The sequence below is a fragment of the Parvibaculum sp. MBR-TMA-1.3b-4.2 genome (genome assembly GCF_053628815.1).
This window is the reverse complement of the sequence record NZ_JBRJHC010000001.1, coordinates 272093-288278: the sequence shown is the minus strand read 5'-3', so window position 1 is coordinate 288278 and position 16186 is coordinate 272093. Positions and strand designations below refer to the sequence as shown.

Sequence of the window (16186 nt, the reverse complement as noted above, 5' to 3'; positions counted from 1 at the left end):
GGCGCATCAACTTTCCTTGGCCACACCTTCCACCAGCGGCACGAAGCGGACCGGCAGAAGCTCTTCCCGCTTCACACCTTCCTCCGTTCGCTCGATCCGGACAAGACGCTGGTCCCCGGGCATGGGCTTGGGAGCCCCGGAATCCGGCCTTGCCAGCGCCGCAGCGGCAATCGGGGCGACCAGAATGCCCCCCACCTTGAGCTGATCGACCAGCGTCTGGGGCACGGTCGGCGCGGCGGCGGTGACGATGATTCGGTCGAAAGGCGCCTGCTCGGGCCAGCCCTTGGTGCCGTCGCCCACCTTGGCGGTGATGTTGTGGAGATGCAGTTCCTCGAAGCGCTTTTCCGCGTCCTTCAGCAGGGTCCGGTAGCGCTCGATCGTGTAGACGCGGCGGCAGAGCTTGGCCAGCACGGCGGCCTGATAGCCGGATCCGGTGCCGATTTCGAGCACCTTCATCCGGTCCGTCACCTTCAGCTGCTCGGTCATATAGGCGACGATATAGGGCTGGCTGATCGTCTGGCCGCACTCGATGGGCAGCGCGTGATCCTCATAGGCCTGCTTGCGGAATGTCCCGGCCACGAAGGTTTCGCGCGGAATGCGCTCGATCGCCGAAAGGACGCGCTTGTCGCGAATACCCTGCCGCCGAAGCGACATGATGAGTTCGATTTTCCCCTGCTCGGCCTCATCCATCGCCGCGCACCCGCCCTTTTACTCGATTGGTTTCACTTGCCCGATTTACCGGTTTTCCGACCGCCATTCACCGCCGTCTCGATGGCCGACATGGTGCGCCCATGCGTCAGGTTCATGTGAAGCGGTGTCACCGAAATATAGCCGTCATAGATCGCCCGCAGGTCCGTGCCCTTGGGCGGATTGCTCAGAATGCGCTCGAAGCCCAGCCAGTAATACGGATTGTTGCGCGCATCGATCCGTTCCTCGACGCGGACCAGAGACTGGTCCCGCTTGCCCTGCTTCGTCACCTGAATGCCTTTGACCGCGGCCGCCGACACATCGGGAAAGTTGATGTTGATGAGCACATCCGCAGGCCAGCCCGCCTTGAGCAGATCCTTGAGGATGGCCGGCGCATGCCGCTCCGCGGTCGCCCATTTCACATGGGACTTGCCGCCGAAGCCGAAGGCCTGGCTGAGCGCGATGGAGGGAATGCCAAGCTGCGTTCCTTCCATGGCGGCCGCGATGGTGCCCGAATAGGTGACGTCGTCGGCGATGTTCTGACCGCGATTGACGCCCGACAGCACGAGGTCCGGCGTCTCGCCGTGGAGAATGTGGCGCACGGCCATCATCACGCAATCGGACGGTGTGCCCTTCACCGCGAATTTCTGTTTCGCGAGTTCGCGCAAGCGGATCGGATTGGCGAGCGACAGCGAATGCGACGACCCGCTCTGCTCCTCTTCCGGGGCAACGATCCAGACATCGGAGGAAAGCTTCCGTGCGATCTTCTCAAGCGCCTTCAGGCCGGGCGCGTTGATCCCGTCATCATTGGTGACGAGAATCCGCATGTCTTTCCTGACCGTCTTTTGTGCCGCGCGCGCCATCCCGTCAGGCTCCGATCACTGTCTTGCCGCCCATATAGGGCTGCAGCACGTCCGGCACCGCGATGGAGCCATCCGCCTGCTGGTAGTTTTCCATCACCGCCACCAGCGTTCGCCCGACCGCGAGGCCCGAGCCGTTGAGCGTGTGGACGAAGGCCGTGCCCTTCTCGCCCGCCGGGCGATAGCGCGCATTCATCCGCCGAGCCTGGAAGTCGCCGCAGACCGAACAGGACGAAATCTCGCGATACATTTTCTGACCCGGCAGCCAGACCTCGATGTCATAGGTGCGGCGCGAGCTGAACCCCATATCGCCGGTGCAGAGCGTCATCACCCGGTAAGGCAGGTCGAGCCGCTTCAGCACTTCCTCCGCGCAGGAAAGCATCCGCTCATGCTCGTCGAGCGAGGCCTCCGGCGTGGTAACGGAGACGAGTTCCACCTTGGAGAACTGGTGCTGACGGATCATGCCGCGCGTATCGCGGCCCGCGGCCCCCGCTTCCGCGCGGAAGCACGGCGTATAGGCGGTGACACGACGCGGCAGTTCCTCTTCGGAGAGGATGCTCTCGCGCACGAGATTGGTCAGCGGCACTTCCGCCGTCGGCACCAGCCAGTAGCGATCTTCCTCTTCCTGCGACTGGCCCTTGTAGACGGCGAACTGGTCGTCGGCGAATTTGGGAAGCTGGGCCGTCCCGAACATGGCCTGGTCGCGCACGAGGTAAGGCGGCAGCACTTCTTCATAGCCGAACTCAGTGGTGTGGAGATCGACCATGAAATTGGCGATGGCGCGTTCCATCCGCGCAAGTGCGCCCCTGAGCACCACGAAGCGGGATCCGGAGAGTTTGGCCGCCGTCTCGAAATCCATGAGCCCCAGCGCCTCGCCGAGATCGAAATGCTCTTTGGCCTCGAAATTCAGCTCGCGGGGTGTGCCGACCCTGTGGCGCTCCACATTGGCGCTCTCATCCGGACCGACGGGCACGTCGTCCAGCGGGATATTCGGGATGGCCGAAAGCGCCGTCTCGAGCGAGGTCTTGGCCTCACGCTCGGCTGCTTCCAGCTCCTGCATCCGGGCCTTGTTTGCCGCGACCTCGGCTTTCTTCGCCTCGGCCTCTTCCTTCTTGCCGTCCTTCATCAGCCCGCCAATGAGCTTGGCGGCCGCATTGGAACTGGCCTGAAGCTGCTGAAGCTCGGCAATAACCCTGCGCCTCGTCTCGTCGAGCGCGATCAGGTTGGCCGCGTGCGGATCCAGTCCGCGCTTGGCGAGACCCGCATCGAACGCTTCGGGTTCGTCGCGAATGGCCTTGATGTCGAACATGACACCCCGAATGTCTGAAGGATGAAGGAATGGCGGAAGCCCGCCCGAATCGGACCGGATACCACCGTGTCTAAGGACGAACTGTATACGCGCTGGGTCCTAAAGCGTCCAGAACGGCAGCCGGGCCGGTCAGCCGCCCTCTTCCGCCTCGGCTTCGGCCTCGGCGCGCTTCCTTTCGGTCATGGCGACCAGCAGGATTGAAATCTCATAGAGCAGATAGGTGGGCGTCCCGAGCGCGATCTGGCTCAGAAGGTCCGGCGGGGTCAGGAAGGCGGCGGCGGCGAAGGTGACGACCAGTGCATATTTGCGGCCGCGTTTCAGCATGCCGCTCGAGACGATGCCGACACGCCCCAGAAGCGTCAGGATGACGGGCAACTGGAAGCAGAGGCCGAAAGCGAAGATCAGCGTCATCACCAGCCCCAGATATTCGCTGACCCGGGGAAGCAGTTCGATTGCCGCCTGCCCGTCGCTCGCCTGCTGCTGCATGCCGGCGAAAAAGCTGAGCGCCATGGGCAGGACGCCAAAATAGACGAGGCACGCCCCCATCAGGAACAGGATCGGCGTGGCGACGAGATAAGGCAGGAAGGCATGTCGCTCGTTCTTGTAGAGCCCCGGCGCGACGAACATGTAGATCTGGATCGCAATGATCGGAAAGGCCAGGAACATCGCCCCGAAAAAGGCGAGCTTCATCTGCGTCAGAAAGAATTCCTGTGGCGCGGTGAAGATGAGCTTGGCGCCGAGCTGGCTGCCGATAACGTGATTATAGGGCGCCACCAGGATGTTGAAGATATCCTTGGCGAAATAGATGCAGATACCGAAGCCGATCACGATGGCGACGATCGACTTGATGAGCCGGGAGCGCAGCTCGATCAGATGATCGAGCAGCGGCGCCCGCGAGGACTCCATCTCGTCTTCGTGCTCGCTCATGCGTCGCCCCCGACTGATCTGGCATTTTCATCACCCTGCCCCGACCGCGTCAGTACCAGAGGCAGCTGAAAGACGAAGCCACCAAACAGGATCAGCTTCATCGCCAAAGTCAGGTAGCGCTTTGCCCGATCCGTATCCGCAATATCGTCGAACATCTTGTTGCCCACAGGATGCACACCCGGAGCGATCTCGATCATCTGCGGGAGGAGAACGAAATAAACAGTCGCCGAACCGAAAGCGAACAGAACGACCGCTACCGCCAGACGAGAAAGCCCTGGATTCTTACGGAAACCTCGTCCGGTAACGCGAAACTGTGCCGCTAAAATCGGTATGGCAAGGCACGTCGCCCCGAAAAAAGCGATAGCGACTTGCATCAGAAAGAACTCCCGCGGCGATGTGAAGCCAAGCTTCACTCCGTTTTCCGCGCCAATGGCATCGCTATAGGGAGCCAGCAAAAAGGCAGAGATGTCCGGCGCGAAAAAAAACGAAACAACAAAAGCGATCGCGACAAAGAAAGTGAGCCCCCACGGACGCAGAAACCACGCCCGCGACGCCCCGATCTCCCCGTCATACTCGCTCATGCGTCGCCCTTCGGAGCCTTCGAGGCCGGTTTCTCGTCGGCCCCGTCTTCCGCTTCGCCCGACTGCTCAATTTCCTGCGTTTCGCGGATCTGGTCGGCCATTTCTTCCGGCAGACCGTCAAGCTGGGTTTCCGGGATGGCGGCGCTGCCCGCCTGCTTGCCAGCGGTGGAGGATGGCGGCTGCATCGCCTTGTCGAGATCCTTGCGCATTTCACTCAACGGCGCGGTCGCCTCGGACTTGAGCGACGCCACCTCGCGGCGGAGTTCTTCCACCTCGGTTTCCCGGGCCAGCTCGTCGAATGTCGCCTGAAACTCCCGGGCCACCTTCCGCGCCTTGGCCATGTACTGACCGGCGGTCCGCATCATGCGCGGCAGGTCGCGTGGCCCCACCACGACAAGCGCGATGACGGCAATGAGAAGCAGCTCTGACCAGCCCAGATCGAACATGATGAATCCTGGAAATGGAGCCGGAAAGAAGGAACGGCAGAAAGAGGCCGTCCGCCCCGGCGCCTGCGGACCAGATTAGCTGCTGGCCGTCTTGTCCTTGCTCTCAGCCTTTTTCTCCGCCTCGTCCTCATGGACGGCGGTGGCATCGATGGTCTTGGGTTCGGGCTTGTTGTCGTCTTCTTCATCGCCGTCGTTAAGGCCTTCGCGGAAGCTCCGGATTCCCTTGGCGAAATCGCCCATCAAACCGGAAATGCGACCCGACCCGAACAACAGGACGATGATCGCGACGACGAGCAGTATCTGTGTCCAACCTGGCATGTTCTTCTCCGAAACTCCGCTAAGCGCATCCCGGCGGACAACCGGCATGTGCAGCTCAATATGGGCGCTCAGGCGCGGAATTGCGACAGGTTCCTGCTTGCGCGGCATCCGCCCGGCAAGCCCAATGATTGTCACTGGTTAGCATATCGGACCGGGCGCTGGATAGCGGCCTTTCGAGCCCGTCGCAGGCCGCGATCAGTCCTCTTCGCCGCTTGCCGTCAGATGCTCGTCTATCGCCGCGCCATATTCCTCGGTCAGCGGCTCTTCGTCGGTAAAATCGCCATCCCCGTCGCCGCCGCTGTCGCTCGGCGTCGGCACTTCGAAACCGGGCGGCAAACGGCCATCGAGCAGGCCCGCCGCCTTGAGCTCCTCCGCGCCCGGCAGGTCGCCCACATTCTCAAGGCCGAAATGAACGAGGAATTCCTCGGTCGTGCCGTAAGTCACGGGACGGCCCGGCGTCCGCCGCCGCCCGCGCAGGCGCACCCATTCCGTTTCCATCAGCACGTCCAGCGTGCCCTTGGAAACCGAAACGCCACGAATTTCCTCGATTTCGGCCCGCGTGACCGGCTGGTGATAAGCGATGATCGCCAGCGTCTCCATCGCCGCGCGCGACAGCTTGCGGACGCTGACGGCCTCGCGCTCCATCAGGAACGCCATGTCGTCCGCCGTCCGGAACATCCATTTGTTTGCGATACGAACGAGATTTACGCCCCGATCTTCATGAAGTTTCTGAAGATCCTCGATCGCAGCGCCCACATCCGCGCCTTCGGGAAGACGGGCGGCAATGCTGTCGATGTCGAGCGGCTCGGCGGCGGCAAAAAGCAGCGCCTCCACCATCCGGACGACCTGCACATGGTCCGTCGCATTGGACGGGAACCGCACGACATTGTCGGCAGACTCGTCCGCCTCATCTTCCGCCTGGCCGTCTTCCCCCTCGGCAGTTTCGGCGGTTTCGGCGGCTTCGGCAGCCTCCTCAGCTTCGTCAGTCTCCGCCTCTTCGGCGGGAGCGGCTTCGGCACTCGCCTCTTCTTCCGGCGCCTCGCCGTCGCCCTCGCTTTCAAGCTGGGACTCGTCCGTCTCGTCGGTCGGCTTCTCGTGCTGGATGTCGTCTGTCATTCGCTTGTCTTTCCGGTGTCGTCATCGCCGGTTGAGCTGGATCCGTCGCCGTCTTCCGCTTCGCCGTCCGATGGCCGTTCGGGCACCAGCGGCTCTTCAGGCGGCGTTTCGCGCCTGCGCATGAAAAGCGGGCCGAAAGATCCCGATTGCCTCAATTCCACATGGCCGTCCTTCGCCATCACGAGCGACGCGCTCAACATGCTGGCCAGAGCCGACCGCCGCAGTTCCGGCGTCACGCCCTCGCCCGACGGCAGATAAGCCTCGATCCGGTCCCACTCGACCATGATGCCGAGCATTTTCTCCAGGCGGCGGCGCGCATCCTCGATCTGCATGATGGGAAGCCTTTTGGGCTCCCACTTCGTCTCATGGCCTGTCAGGCGCTGGTCGGAATAGGCCTTGAGGAGATCGTAGAGCGAGGCGTCGAACTCGCTGCGGCGAATGACCCTGACGCCTTCCGGCGCGCCACGGCGGAAGACATGGATGCCCATCCGCCTCTGGCTGGCAAAGAGCTGTTCGGCCGCCTTGCGCATCGCCTCCAGCCGCTGAAGCTGGAACGCGAGCCGCGCGGCCATTTCCTCGCCCGAGGGACCTTCTTCCTCATCCGGCGGCGGCAGCAGCAGACGCGATTTCAGATAGGCGAGCCATGCCGCCATGACCAGATAATCTGCGGCAAGATCAAGCTCCATCCTCTGGGCTTGATTGATGAATTCGAGATACTGCTCGGCCAGTTGCAGGATCGAGATTTTGGTGAGGTCGACCTTCTGGTTGCGCGCCAGCACCAGCAGCACATCCAGCGGTCCCTCGAAACCGTCCAGATCGACAATCAGGGACTCCTCGCCATCCGCCTCGGGCTCGCCGCGCGGCGCGCCCTCCTCGAATTGATCCGGCGACGCAGCAGTCTCCGTCTGGGCCTGCGTCTCGGCCTCATTGGCGGCGTTGTCGCCACCCTCAGGCCCGTCGCCCGGCATCTCGCTTTGTGAGGACGCCTCGTTCATCTCTGTCCCTGGAATTACCCCGCCAGCCCCGAGCCCCGACTGAATGTTCCCCGACTCGAAACGGCTGAAAGGAATCAGTTATAGCGCGTGATCCGCGCAGGGCCTACCCGGCCCATAGGCTTATCCCCAGCCTTCTACGCTCAGGCCGTGAGCGAGAGGCCGAGAAGCTCCTGCAGCCGGGTATAACCGGTTTCCGCGTCGAACCCCATGGGTGGTTTTTTCCAGTTTCGAAGGGCCGTTTCGGCCCGCGCCCCGGCTTCGCCGGCCAATGTCGGCACCTCGGCGGCCACCGCCTGCATTTCGGCCATATCGCCATTGCAGTGAAGCGCCATGTCGCAACCGGCCCCGAGCGCAGCGCGGGTCCGCTCGCCCAGCGAGCCCTTAAGCGCCTTCATCGACAGATCGTCGCTCATCAAAAGACCGAAAAAGCGCATATCCTCCCGGATGACTTCCCGAATGACCTTGGCGGAGGTCGTCGCGGGGTTGTCCGGATCGATCGCGCTGTAGACGACATGCGCCGTCATGGCGATGGGCATGTCCGACAGCGTCCGGAACGGTACGAAATCGGTCTCGCCGAGCGTTTCGCGCGACGCATCGACCACCGGAAGCTTCTCGTGGCTGTCCACGCCCGCGCGGCCATGTCCCGGAATATGCTTGATGACCGGCAGGACGCCCCCTGCGAGCAGCCCTTCGGCGGCGGCCTGCGCCACCGCCTTCACCGTCGCCGCCGAGGTCGAATAGGCCCGGTCGCCGATAATGTCATGCGCGCCCTCGACCGGCACGTCGAGCACCGGCAGGCAATCCACATCAATCCCGACATCGGTGAGTTCCGCCGCCATGAGCTGCGAGCCGAGCCGCGCCGCGGTCAGCCCGGCCTCCGGATCCCGCTCGTAAAGTTCGCCATAAGCGCGGCCCGGCGGATAACGCCGCCAATGCGGCGGCTTCAGGCGGGCAACGCGCCCGCCCTCCTGATCGATCAGCACCGGCGCGTCATAGCCCACTGTCTCGCGGAACGAGGCCGTCAGCGCGCGAAGCTGATCCGGCGTCTCGATGTTGCGGGCGAATACGATAAAGCCCCAAGGCGCGGCGTCCCTGAAAAAGCTCTTTTCGTCGTCGGTCAGCGTTAAACCCTGGCAGCCGTAAATCGCGGCCTGTTGCGTCATCTTGGCCTCACAAGGCAGCCCTGGCCTTGCGCTTTCAGCTTCGCGCAAAGCTCGGCTGCGTCGGTTTTTCCCATGTATCCGGCCCGAAGCCGGTAATAGATGCCCTTGTCGCCGAGATCGGCCCGCTGAATGTCGGCGGAAAGCCCGCCCAGCAGCGAGGCATGTTTGCCCTGCAACTTGCGGAAAGCCGTCCGGGCGGCATCCGCGTCCCGGAAAGCGGCGAGCTGAACGACATAGCCTCCCGACCCGGCCTGACGGCTTGGCGCGGGAGGAGATGTTTCGGCCAAAGCGGCCTTCACCTTTTCGACCGCCTGGTCTTCCTGCCGAACCGGTGCGGGCTCGGGTTCGGGCGCCGTCACATTCTTCGGCGCAGACGCCTCGGATGACGCCTTTTCCTGCCCAGATTCACTCGTCTCCTGCGAGGGAGCGGAAGGTTTTTCGGCCTTCTTTTCGGGAAGATCGACCGGCTCTTCGGCCGGCGGCAGAAGCTGCTCGACCTTCAGCTCTTCATTGTCCTTTGAAGACCCGTCGATCCGGTCGTAGATGGTGTTTTCCTGATGCGGAATCTTGACCCCGCCGGGTTCCTTGGGCGCCACCTTGCCCGGCATGTTCTCAGCCTGAAGCACGGGCGGCTGGGCCTGATTGCCCTGCTTCATGCCCTGCTGATAGGCCACGAACACCACGCCGCCGAAGACGATGAGAAGCAGCAACACGCTCAGCACCATCAAGGAGCGGCGGCGGCTGGACGTCCCCTCGTCTTCATAGTCGTATTCGTCGTCGTAATCGTCATAGTCCGGGTCGATGTCGTATTCGGGCTCATCGTCCCAGTCTCTGCCTGAAGGCATCAGCGCATCTCCTCGGCGGGTTCGACCCCCAAAATCCCCAGCCCGGCCGCGATCACATAGCCTGTCGCTCGAATCAAGGCGAGCCGGGCCATCGTAACATCCTTGTCATCGCTCAGGATAAATCGCAGGCGCGGATCGTCCTTGCCCTTGTTCCACAAGCCATGGAAGGCCGACGCGAGGTCGTAGAGATAAAATGCGATGCGATGCGGCTCATGCGCCAGCGCCGCCTGTTCCACGGCGCGCGGAAAACTCGCCATAAGCTTGATAAGGCCAAGTTCCGCCTCATCCGCCAGCTTCGTCATATCCGCATTGGCCAGCGTCGCGTCGGACACTTCGAAACCGACCTCCGGATCGGCCGCGTTGCGCAGCACCGAATGAATGCGCGCATGGGCGTACTGGACGTAAAAGACCGGATTGTCGCGCGACTGCTCCATCACCTTGGCAAAGTCGAAATCGAGCGGCGCATCGTTCTTGCGGGTCAGCATCATGAAGCGCACGACGCCCTTGCCGACTTCATCCACCACCTCGCGCAGCGTGATGAAATCGCCCGAGCGCTTGGACATGCGCACCTGCTCGCCATTCCGCAGCAGGCGAACCATCTGGCAGACCTTCACGTCGAACTCGCCGTCTCCGCCGGTCACGCCGGAGATCGCCGCCTTCATCCGCTTGATATAGCCGGAATGATCGGCACCCCAGACATCGATCATGGAGCGATAGCCTCGGCGATACTTGTCCAGATGATAGGCGATATCCGGCGCGAAATAGGTCCAGCTGCCATCGGCCTTCCTGAGCGCCCGGTCCACATCGTCGCCGAACTCGGTGGATTTGAAAAGCGTCTGCGGGCGAGCCTCCCAATCGTCGGGCACTTCGCCCTTGGGCGGCTCCAGCACGCCGACATAGATGAGGCCCTTCTCGTCCAGATATTTCAGCGTGTCCTCGACCGCGCCGGAATCGTGCAGCGACTTCTCCGAATAGAAGACCTCATGCACGATGCCGAGTTCGGCAAGGTCGCCCCGGATGAGTTCCATCATGGCATCGACCGCCGCCCGCCGGACAATCGGCAACCACTCCGCCTCATCCATTTCGAGAAGGCTCTTGTCATGCTCGGCGACGAGCGCAACGCCGACCGGCTTGAGGTAATCCCCGGGGTAAAGCCCTTCGGGGATGTCGCCGATATCCTCGCCAAGCGCTTCGCGGTAACGCAGGAAGGCGGAACGCGTCAGCACCTCGATCTGGCCGCCGGCATCGTTGATGTAATATTCGCGGCAGACCTCATAGCCGACCTTTTCCAGAAGGTTGGCCAGCGCATCGCCGAACACCGCGCCGCGCACATGGCCCACATGCATGGGGCCCGTGGGGTTCGCAGAGACATATTCCACATTGACCTTCTCGCCGTCGCCCAGCCCGCTTGCCCCATAGGACGAACCGGCGCGCAGGATCTCGGGCATCCGCGCCAGCCAGAAAGCATCGCTGAGCCGCAGATTGATGAAGCCGGGTCCGGCCAGCGCCACCTCGGTGACGGCCTCGTCGGTCGCCAGATGCGCCTGGATCTGCTCTGCCAGTTCGCGCGGCTTCAGCCCCGCGGGCTTGGCGAGCACCATGGCGGCATTGGTGGAAATATCGCCATGCGAGGCATCGCGCGGCGGCTCCACCGTCACCCGGCTTGTATCCACGTCGCCGGGCAGCACGCCCTCGTCGATCAGGTGGCGAACCGCCGCCTCGACCCGTTCCTCGAAATACCGAAAAAGATTCATGAAAATCGCCACTTATGCCGCTTGGGTGGCGCACCATAGCGGGGAGACGGCGTGGTTTCCAGCCCGCAAACGGGTCTCTAGCCTCTGGGGTCGTGCAGGTCGAAAAGGCGCTTGTGTTCCTCGATGGCAAAACGGTCCGTCATGCCCGCGATGAAGTCGCAGACCCGGCGCGCCGTCTTCATGCCTTCCGGCCCGTCGCAGCCTGCCTGCCATTCCGGCGGCAGTTGATTGGGCTCGGCATGAAGAAGCCCGAACAGGTCCCGGACGATACGCTTTGCCTTGCTCATGCTCCGATTGACCCGGTAATGGCGGTACATGCGCTCGAAGAGGAAGGCCTTGAGCGCCGCGTTATGCTCGTTCATCTCCGCCGAGAAGGCGACGATGGCCCGGTCGTTATGGCGGACATCCGCCGCGCTTTGCGGCTTCGCGCGGTCGAGCCGCGCCTGCGTTTCCTGCATCACATCGCCGATCATGGCACCGATGAGACGACGCACCGCCTCATGAATGATCCGCGTTTCCTCAAGCCCCGGATAGCTGTCGAGAACCTCCCGGAAGACATCGCCCACCAGCGGCAGCGCCATCAGATCGTCGATACTGAAAAGACCGGCCCGCAGCCCGTCATCGATGTCGTGATTGTTGTAGGCGATGTCATCGGCGAGCGCGGCCACCTGCGCTTCGAGCCCGGCATAGCTGTGGAGTTCGAGGTCCTGCTGCTCCGCATATTCCACGATGGCGCGCGGCAGCTCATCGGCGCCCCGGCCGGGCGTGATAACCGGGCCGTTATGCTTCACCAGCCCCTCAAGCGTCTCCCAGGTGAGGTTGAGCCCGTCGAAATCGGCATAGCGGTGTTCGAGCTTGGTGACGATCCGGAGCGTCTGGGCATTGTGGTCGAAGCCGCCAAAGCCATCCATGCAGCCGTCGAGAGCATCCTCACCCGCATGGCCAAACGGCGTGTGGCCGAGATCGTGGGCCAGCGCCAGCGTCTCGGCCAAATCCTCGTCCAGCCCCAGCAGGCGCGCGATCGAGCGGGCGATCTGGGAGACCTCCAGCGAGTGCGACAGCCGCGTCCTGTAGTTGTCGCCCTCGTGATAGACGAAGACCTGGGTCTTGTATTTCAGCCGCCGGAAGGCGCCGGAATGAATGATCCGGTCGCGGTCGCGCTGAAACGGCGTACGGGTCGCGCTTTCAGGCTCGGGATAGAGCCGCCCCCTGGTTTCCACCGCCAGCGTGGCAAAGGGCGCCGTCGTCCCCGGATTGGAGACGATGGAACGGCCTTTCCCGTTCGGGTTCGGATCGCTGTCTGGCACGCCGCTCTCCTGTCCTGACCGTTTGAAATCCGAGGCATAGCCTCTTACATCTGTTATGAGCTATATTTAGTATCATTCCAGAACGGAAGGCCTCCTTTGTGAAGAAGGAGCCTCATCGGAAAGAACGCCATGAGCGATATGGACATCGACACCCTGCCCGGCACCGGCCAGCCCATCACCGTTTCCGACCGCGCTTTCAAGCAGATCGCCGCGATTATTGAAGGAGAAGGTGAAGGCGTGATGCTGCGTGTGGCGGTTCAGGGCGGCGGCTGCTCGGGCTTTCAATATGCCTTCACGCTGGACGATACCGCGCAGGACGACGACCTCGTGATCGAAAAGGACGGCGTGTCGGTGCTCATCGACTCGGTCTCGCAGATGTATCTCGCCGGATCGGAAATCGATTATGCGGAAGACCTGATCGGCTCTGCCTTCAAGATCGCAAACCCGAACGCACAGGCCAATTGCGGCTGCGGCACCTCCTTCTCGATCTAACGCCGCGATCCGGGGGCACCCGCTCCCTTCCCCATTTCCGCCCGATGGGCCAGACTGCCGCTTCCCGACTCGCTCGCGTTCCGGAAGACGGCTACCCATGAAAATTGCGACCTTCAACGTCAACTCGGTCAAGGCCCGGCTCGGCAATCTCAAGGATTGGCTGGACGAGGCCCAACCCGATATTGCCTGCCTGCAGGAAATCAAATGCGTCGACGATGCCTTCCCGAAAAGCGATATCGAGGCGCTGGGCTACAACGTCGCCGTGCATGGGCAGAAGACCTATAACGGCGTCGCCATACTCTCCCGCCATCCGCTGGAAGATGTGACAGCGGGCCTGCCCGGCGACAAATCCGACGAGCAGGCGCGCTATCTCGAAGCAGTCGTCTCCATCGATGGCGGCGCGGTGCGCGTGGCGAGCATCTATCTACCGAACGGCAATGGCGGCGATGAAAAATACGCCTACAAGCTGAAATGGATGGACCGCCTGATCGACCATGCGCGCGGCCTGCTCGCCTATGAGGAACCGCTGGTCCTCGCGGGCGACTACAACGTCATTCCCACGGATGACGATGTGTACGATCCAGCGGCCTGGGCAGAGGATGCGCTCTTCCTGCCGGAAACCCGGGCGAAGTTTCACGCACTTCTCAATCTCGGCCTGACCGACGCCTTCCGCGCCTGCCACAATGAAGCGCATCGCTATTCCTTCTGGGACTATCAGCGCGGCGCCTGGCAGAAGGACAACGGCATTCGCATCGATCATCTGCTGCTGTCCGCGCAGGCCGCGGACCATCTGACGGGCTGTGATATCGACCGCGCCGTGCGCGGACGGGAAAAGCCGTCGGACCATACGCCCGTCTGGGCGAGCTTCGACTTCTAGCAAGGGAAAGACGCAATGGCCGATCTGCCCATCGAAGGAGGCTGCCTCTGCGGCGCGATCCGCTACGAGCTGACCGAAGCGCCGCTCCACTCCACGATCTGCCATTGCCGCATGTGCCAGCGAGCCGCCGGCGCGGCCGTCGTGCCCTGGGTGACGGTCAAGATCGAGGCCTTTCGCGTGACTAAAGGCGCATTGAAGGATTACCGCTCTTCCCCGCCCGCCTCGCGCGGCTTCTGCGGGAATTGCGGAACGCAGATCAGCTTTTGGCATGAGGCGCGCGGTGAGGAAATCGACGTGACGCTGGCCTCGCTGGACGATCAAGACGCCTTCCCGCCGACGCGCCAGATATTCACCGAGTCCCGCCCCGCCTATATGAAAGGCTTCGACCGGGATCTCCCGGGAATGGAATGAGCATGATCAAACTGACCTTTTGCCTGCGCCGCCTGCCCTCGTTCACGCTCGAAGAGTTTCAGGACTACTGGCTGAACAAGCACGGGCCCCTCGTGGCTTCGCACCGCGAGGCGCTGCGCATTCAGCGTTATGTCCAGCTGCATTCGGGCGATCCGGCCATGGCCGAAGCGCTCCGCGCCGTGCGCGCAGGCGGTATCGAAAACGCACCGGAGATTTATGACGGCGTCGCCCAGCTCTGGTGGGCCAATGCGGAAGATCTGGCCGCCATCGGGACCGAGCCCGACGCCATCGAGGCGGGACGCGCATTGCTGGAAGACGAGCAGAAGTTCATCGATCTGGCGAATTCACCGCTCTGGTTTGGCGAGGAGAAGGTGATCTTCGGCTGAGGATCAGTTCCCCGGCCCGTCGCTCGAGGATTCCACCCAGGCTTCCGCAAAACGGGAGCCCTTTGACTTTTCGCCGGCCTTCATACGAGGTTCGTACTTGTCGTACATCTCCTCGGCCTGCTGCTTGATGGCGTCGTCGCCATAGCGCTGCGCGAGCATCAGGAAGCCCCAGGCGTCCTCCCGGTTCACATCCACGCCGTCGCCGTCGAAATGAATGCGCGCAAGCTCCAGAAAGGCCGGCGGGAAACGCTTTTTGGCGGAGAGGAAATACCAGCGCAGGCCCTCCGACTTGTCTACCGGCACGCCCCAGCCATTGCGATGCATCTGGCCGAGATAGAATTGCGCATCCGCGCGCGGGGCCAGCGCCCCAACCTCGAACCAGCGAACCGCTTCTTTGTAGTTCTTGTCGAGTTCGATGTCCGGATTGCCTTCGCGGTAGATGAGCCCCAGCCGCGTCGCCGCTTCCGGCTGCCCGCCTTCCGCCGCGATCTTGTAATATTTGAACGCCTGCGCGTCGGACTGCGGAACGACCTTGCCTTTCTCATAGAGATTGCCCAGCAGCCAGGCCGCGCCGACATGGCCCTGATCGGCGGCCTTCGTCCAGTCCTTCACGGCGCTCGTCATGTCGCCGGACTTGTAGGCCGTCATCCCCTGCTGGAAGGCCACGCTCGCTTCCGCCGGCGCGGCGGCGCGCACTTCTCCCCCCACGGTCAGGGTCAGGCCGAGCGCGGCGGCAAGAACGGCAAGTCGTTGGAAACGGGACATTGGGGACTCTCCTCGGGTCTCGGCATCCGGATAGAACAGCCCCGGATACTAGGCTGCCCGTTCCGGCCGATAAAGGAAATTTCCCTTAAAAATCCGTTGGATGGCGGATCAGCGCCTTTCCGCCACATTTCCCGCTTAGCAAGATTATGGAGGCTCACCAGTAGAGGAGAAAAGCGATGCAGGAAACGACGGTCATCATCAGCAACCCCATTCTGCTGGTCATCATCGGGATTATTCTGGTCGCGCTGCTGCCGGTCTGGCTTTTCCTCGGCATCGTCGCGATATGGATGGCGGTTGGCCTCTTTGTCGGGTCCTTCGTCTACTGGTTCATCCTGTTCCTGACGGGCATGCAGCTCCTCGCGCTCATCGCGGGCGTGGCGACGACGATTTTCATCTGGATTGGCTTGTTCAGATAACAAAAAAGGCGACCATAAAGGTCGCCTTTTCGATCTTGCGGACCGCAATCAGTTCATGAGCGCGCTGGTCTTTTCGCCTGCGGACTGGGAAATATTCGGCTCTGGCTCCGTAACCTTGGCCGGTTCCTCATCAGCCTTGGCGAGCGTGACACTGACCGTACCCTGATATTTGTTGTCCGATCCTGTGGCGGAATCGATCGCCCAACCGATACCGCCCCCGATAAGGATGTTCCCGAAAGTTGCGGCGTTCACGTCGGATTTGTTGACGAAAGAGGCATCCTGATACCCGTCCTTCGAGCAATTGAAGATGATATCGTATTTCGTCTTCTCGATGGTCACGGTCCCCGGCGTCGGATCCACAACACCGATCTGAGCCCCTTCGCGCTCCAGCTCGCAGCGCGCCCCGGTCGGACTGGTATTCACTCCAATGGTCTGAGACTGTCCATCGACAATAGTCGAGCACCCGCCAAGCGCCAGAACGGCGCCCGCGGCAATAATCAGCTTTTTCATTACTCCCCCAATTTATAAGGC

At 62.4% G+C, this 16186-nt stretch carries 20 protein-coding genes; 5 read left to right on the top strand and 15 right to left on the bottom strand.

Translation table 11 applies throughout. The features are described from left to right. Positions 1 to 6: 6 nt before the first annotated feature. The 13 genes from ACSSVQ_RS01565 to ACSSVQ_RS01505 form a co-directional block, all read right to left on the bottom strand. A complete protein-coding gene (locus ACSSVQ_RS01565) occupies positions 7 to 690 on the bottom strand; it encodes a protein-L-isoaspartate(D-aspartate) O-methyltransferase (RefSeq protein ID WP_293325233.1) in 684 nt (227 codons plus the stop codon). Positions 691 to 722: 32 nt separating this feature from the next. Continuing rightward, a complete protein-coding gene (gene surE / locus ACSSVQ_RS01560; RefSeq protein ID WP_454184630.1) occupies positions 723 to 1514 on the bottom strand; it encodes a 5'/3'-nucleotidase SurE in 792 nt (263 codons plus the stop codon). A 40-nt stretch (positions 1515 to 1554) separates the two neighbouring features. After that, entirely contained in the window at positions 1555 to 2856 is a 1302-nt protein-coding gene (gene serS / locus ACSSVQ_RS01555) for a serine--tRNA ligase (protein ID WP_454180543.1), read from the bottom strand. Between the two features lie 129 nt (positions 2857 to 2985). Beyond that, the gene (tatC, locus tag ACSSVQ_RS01550) at positions 2986 to 3783 is read right to left on the bottom strand and encodes a twin-arginine translocase subunit TatC (protein ID WP_454180542.1); all 798 of its coding nucleotides are present in this window, start codon (positions 3781 to 3783) and stop codon (positions 2986 to 2988) included. Next, positions 3780 to 4364 carry a twin-arginine translocase subunit TatC gene (locus ACSSVQ_RS01545; RefSeq protein ID WP_454180541.1) on the bottom strand — a complete coding sequence of 195 codons (585 nt, stop codon included), beginning with the start codon at positions 4362 to 4364 and terminating at the stop codon, positions 3780 to 3782. The genes tatC and ACSSVQ_RS01545 overlap by 4 nt, the downstream gene beginning before the upstream one ends. Beyond that, on the bottom strand, positions 4361 to 4810 hold the full coding sequence (gene tatB / locus ACSSVQ_RS01540) for a Sec-independent protein translocase protein TatB (protein ID WP_454180540.1): 450 nt from the start codon (positions 4808 to 4810) through the stop codon (positions 4361 to 4363). Before tatB ends, ACSSVQ_RS01545 begins: the two co-directional genes overlap by 4 nt. Before the next feature lie 75 nt (positions 4811 to 4885). Then, complete coding sequence (locus ACSSVQ_RS01535) at positions 4886 to 5128, bottom strand: twin-arginine translocase TatA/TatE family subunit (RefSeq protein WP_454180539.1); 243 nt, start codon at positions 5126 to 5128, stop codon at positions 4886 to 4888. 195 nt (positions 5129 to 5323) lie between these two features. Then, on the bottom strand, positions 5324 to 6244 hold the full coding sequence (scpB, locus tag ACSSVQ_RS01530) for an SMC-Scp complex subunit ScpB (RefSeq protein WP_454180538.1): 921 nt from the start codon (positions 6242 to 6244) through the stop codon (positions 5324 to 5326). Further along, positions 6241 to 7239 carry a segregation and condensation protein A gene (locus ACSSVQ_RS01525; RefSeq protein ID WP_454180537.1) on the bottom strand — a complete coding sequence of 333 codons (999 nt, stop codon included), beginning with the start codon at positions 7237 to 7239 and terminating at the stop codon, positions 6241 to 6243. The genes scpB and ACSSVQ_RS01525 overlap by 4 nt, the downstream gene beginning before the upstream one ends. 140 nt (positions 7240 to 7379) lie before the next feature. Next, positions 7380 to 8402 carry a beta-N-acetylhexosaminidase gene (gene nagZ / locus ACSSVQ_RS01520; protein WP_454180536.1) on the bottom strand — a complete coding sequence of 341 codons (1023 nt, stop codon included), beginning with the start codon at positions 8400 to 8402 and terminating at the stop codon, positions 7380 to 7382. Continuing rightward, on the bottom strand, positions 8399 to 9247 hold the full coding sequence (locus tag ACSSVQ_RS01515) for an SPOR domain-containing protein (protein WP_454180535.1): 849 nt from the start codon (positions 9245 to 9247) through the stop codon (positions 8399 to 8401). The genes nagZ and ACSSVQ_RS01515 overlap by 4 nt, the downstream gene beginning before the upstream one ends. After that, entirely contained in the window at positions 9247 to 11001 is a 1755-nt protein-coding gene (argS, locus tag ACSSVQ_RS01510) for an arginine--tRNA ligase (RefSeq protein ID WP_454180534.1), read from the bottom strand. Before argS ends, ACSSVQ_RS01515 begins: the two co-directional genes overlap by 1 nt. A 77-nt stretch (positions 11002 to 11078) precedes the next feature. Further along, positions 11079 to 12266, bottom strand: a complete 1188-nt coding sequence (locus ACSSVQ_RS01505; RefSeq protein WP_454184629.1) for a deoxyguanosinetriphosphate triphosphohydrolase — start codon at positions 12264 to 12266, stop codon at positions 11079 to 11081. Positions 12267 to 12437: 171 nt separating this feature from the next. On the opposite strand from ACSSVQ_RS01505, the gene erpA reads away from it, so the two are divergent. The 4 genes from erpA to ACSSVQ_RS01485 all read left to right on the top strand — a co-directional run bounded on the left by erpA (position 12438) and on the right by ACSSVQ_RS01485 (position 14474). Continuing rightward, complete coding sequence (gene erpA, locus ACSSVQ_RS01500) at positions 12438 to 12800, top strand: iron-sulfur cluster insertion protein ErpA (protein WP_293325254.1); 363 nt, start codon at positions 12438 to 12440, stop codon at positions 12798 to 12800. Positions 12801 to 12897: 97 nt separating this feature from the next. Continuing rightward, complete coding sequence (locus tag ACSSVQ_RS01495) at positions 12898 to 13677, top strand: exodeoxyribonuclease III (protein ID WP_454180533.1); 780 nt, start codon at positions 12898 to 12900, stop codon at positions 13675 to 13677. A 15-nt stretch (positions 13678 to 13692) separates the two neighbouring features. Then, positions 13693 to 14088, top strand: coding sequence for a GFA family protein (locus ACSSVQ_RS01490; protein WP_454180532.1), 396 nt, complete (start codon positions 13693 to 13695; stop codon positions 14086 to 14088). Positions 14089 to 14090: 2 nt separating this feature from the next. Then, positions 14091 to 14474 (top strand): EthD domain-containing protein, encoded by a 384-nt coding sequence (locus ACSSVQ_RS01485; protein ID WP_454180531.1) that lies wholly within the window; start codon positions 14091 to 14093, stop codon positions 14472 to 14474. 3 nt (positions 14475 to 14477) lie between these two features. Here the strand turns inward: ACSSVQ_RS01485 and ACSSVQ_RS01480 are convergent, their stop codons facing one another. After that, positions 14478 to 15239 carry a tetratricopeptide repeat protein gene (locus tag ACSSVQ_RS01480; protein WP_454180530.1) on the bottom strand — a complete coding sequence of 254 codons (762 nt, stop codon included), beginning with the start codon at positions 15237 to 15239 and terminating at the stop codon, positions 14478 to 14480. A 176-nt stretch (positions 15240 to 15415) separates the two neighbouring features. Between ACSSVQ_RS01480 and ACSSVQ_RS01475 the strand changes: the two genes are divergently transcribed. After that, the gene (locus tag ACSSVQ_RS01475) at positions 15416 to 15655 is read left to right on the top strand and encodes a hypothetical protein (protein ID WP_293325263.1); all 240 of its coding nucleotides are present in this window, start codon (positions 15416 to 15418) and stop codon (positions 15653 to 15655) included. A 48-nt stretch (positions 15656 to 15703) separates the two neighbouring features. Here the strand turns inward: ACSSVQ_RS01475 and ACSSVQ_RS01470 are convergent, their stop codons facing one another. Next, on the bottom strand, positions 15704 to 16165 hold the full coding sequence (locus ACSSVQ_RS01470; protein ID WP_293325265.1) for a membrane lipoprotein lipid attachment site-containing protein: 462 nt from the start codon (positions 16163 to 16165) through the stop codon (positions 15704 to 15706). Positions 16166 to 16186 lie beyond the last annotated feature (21 nt).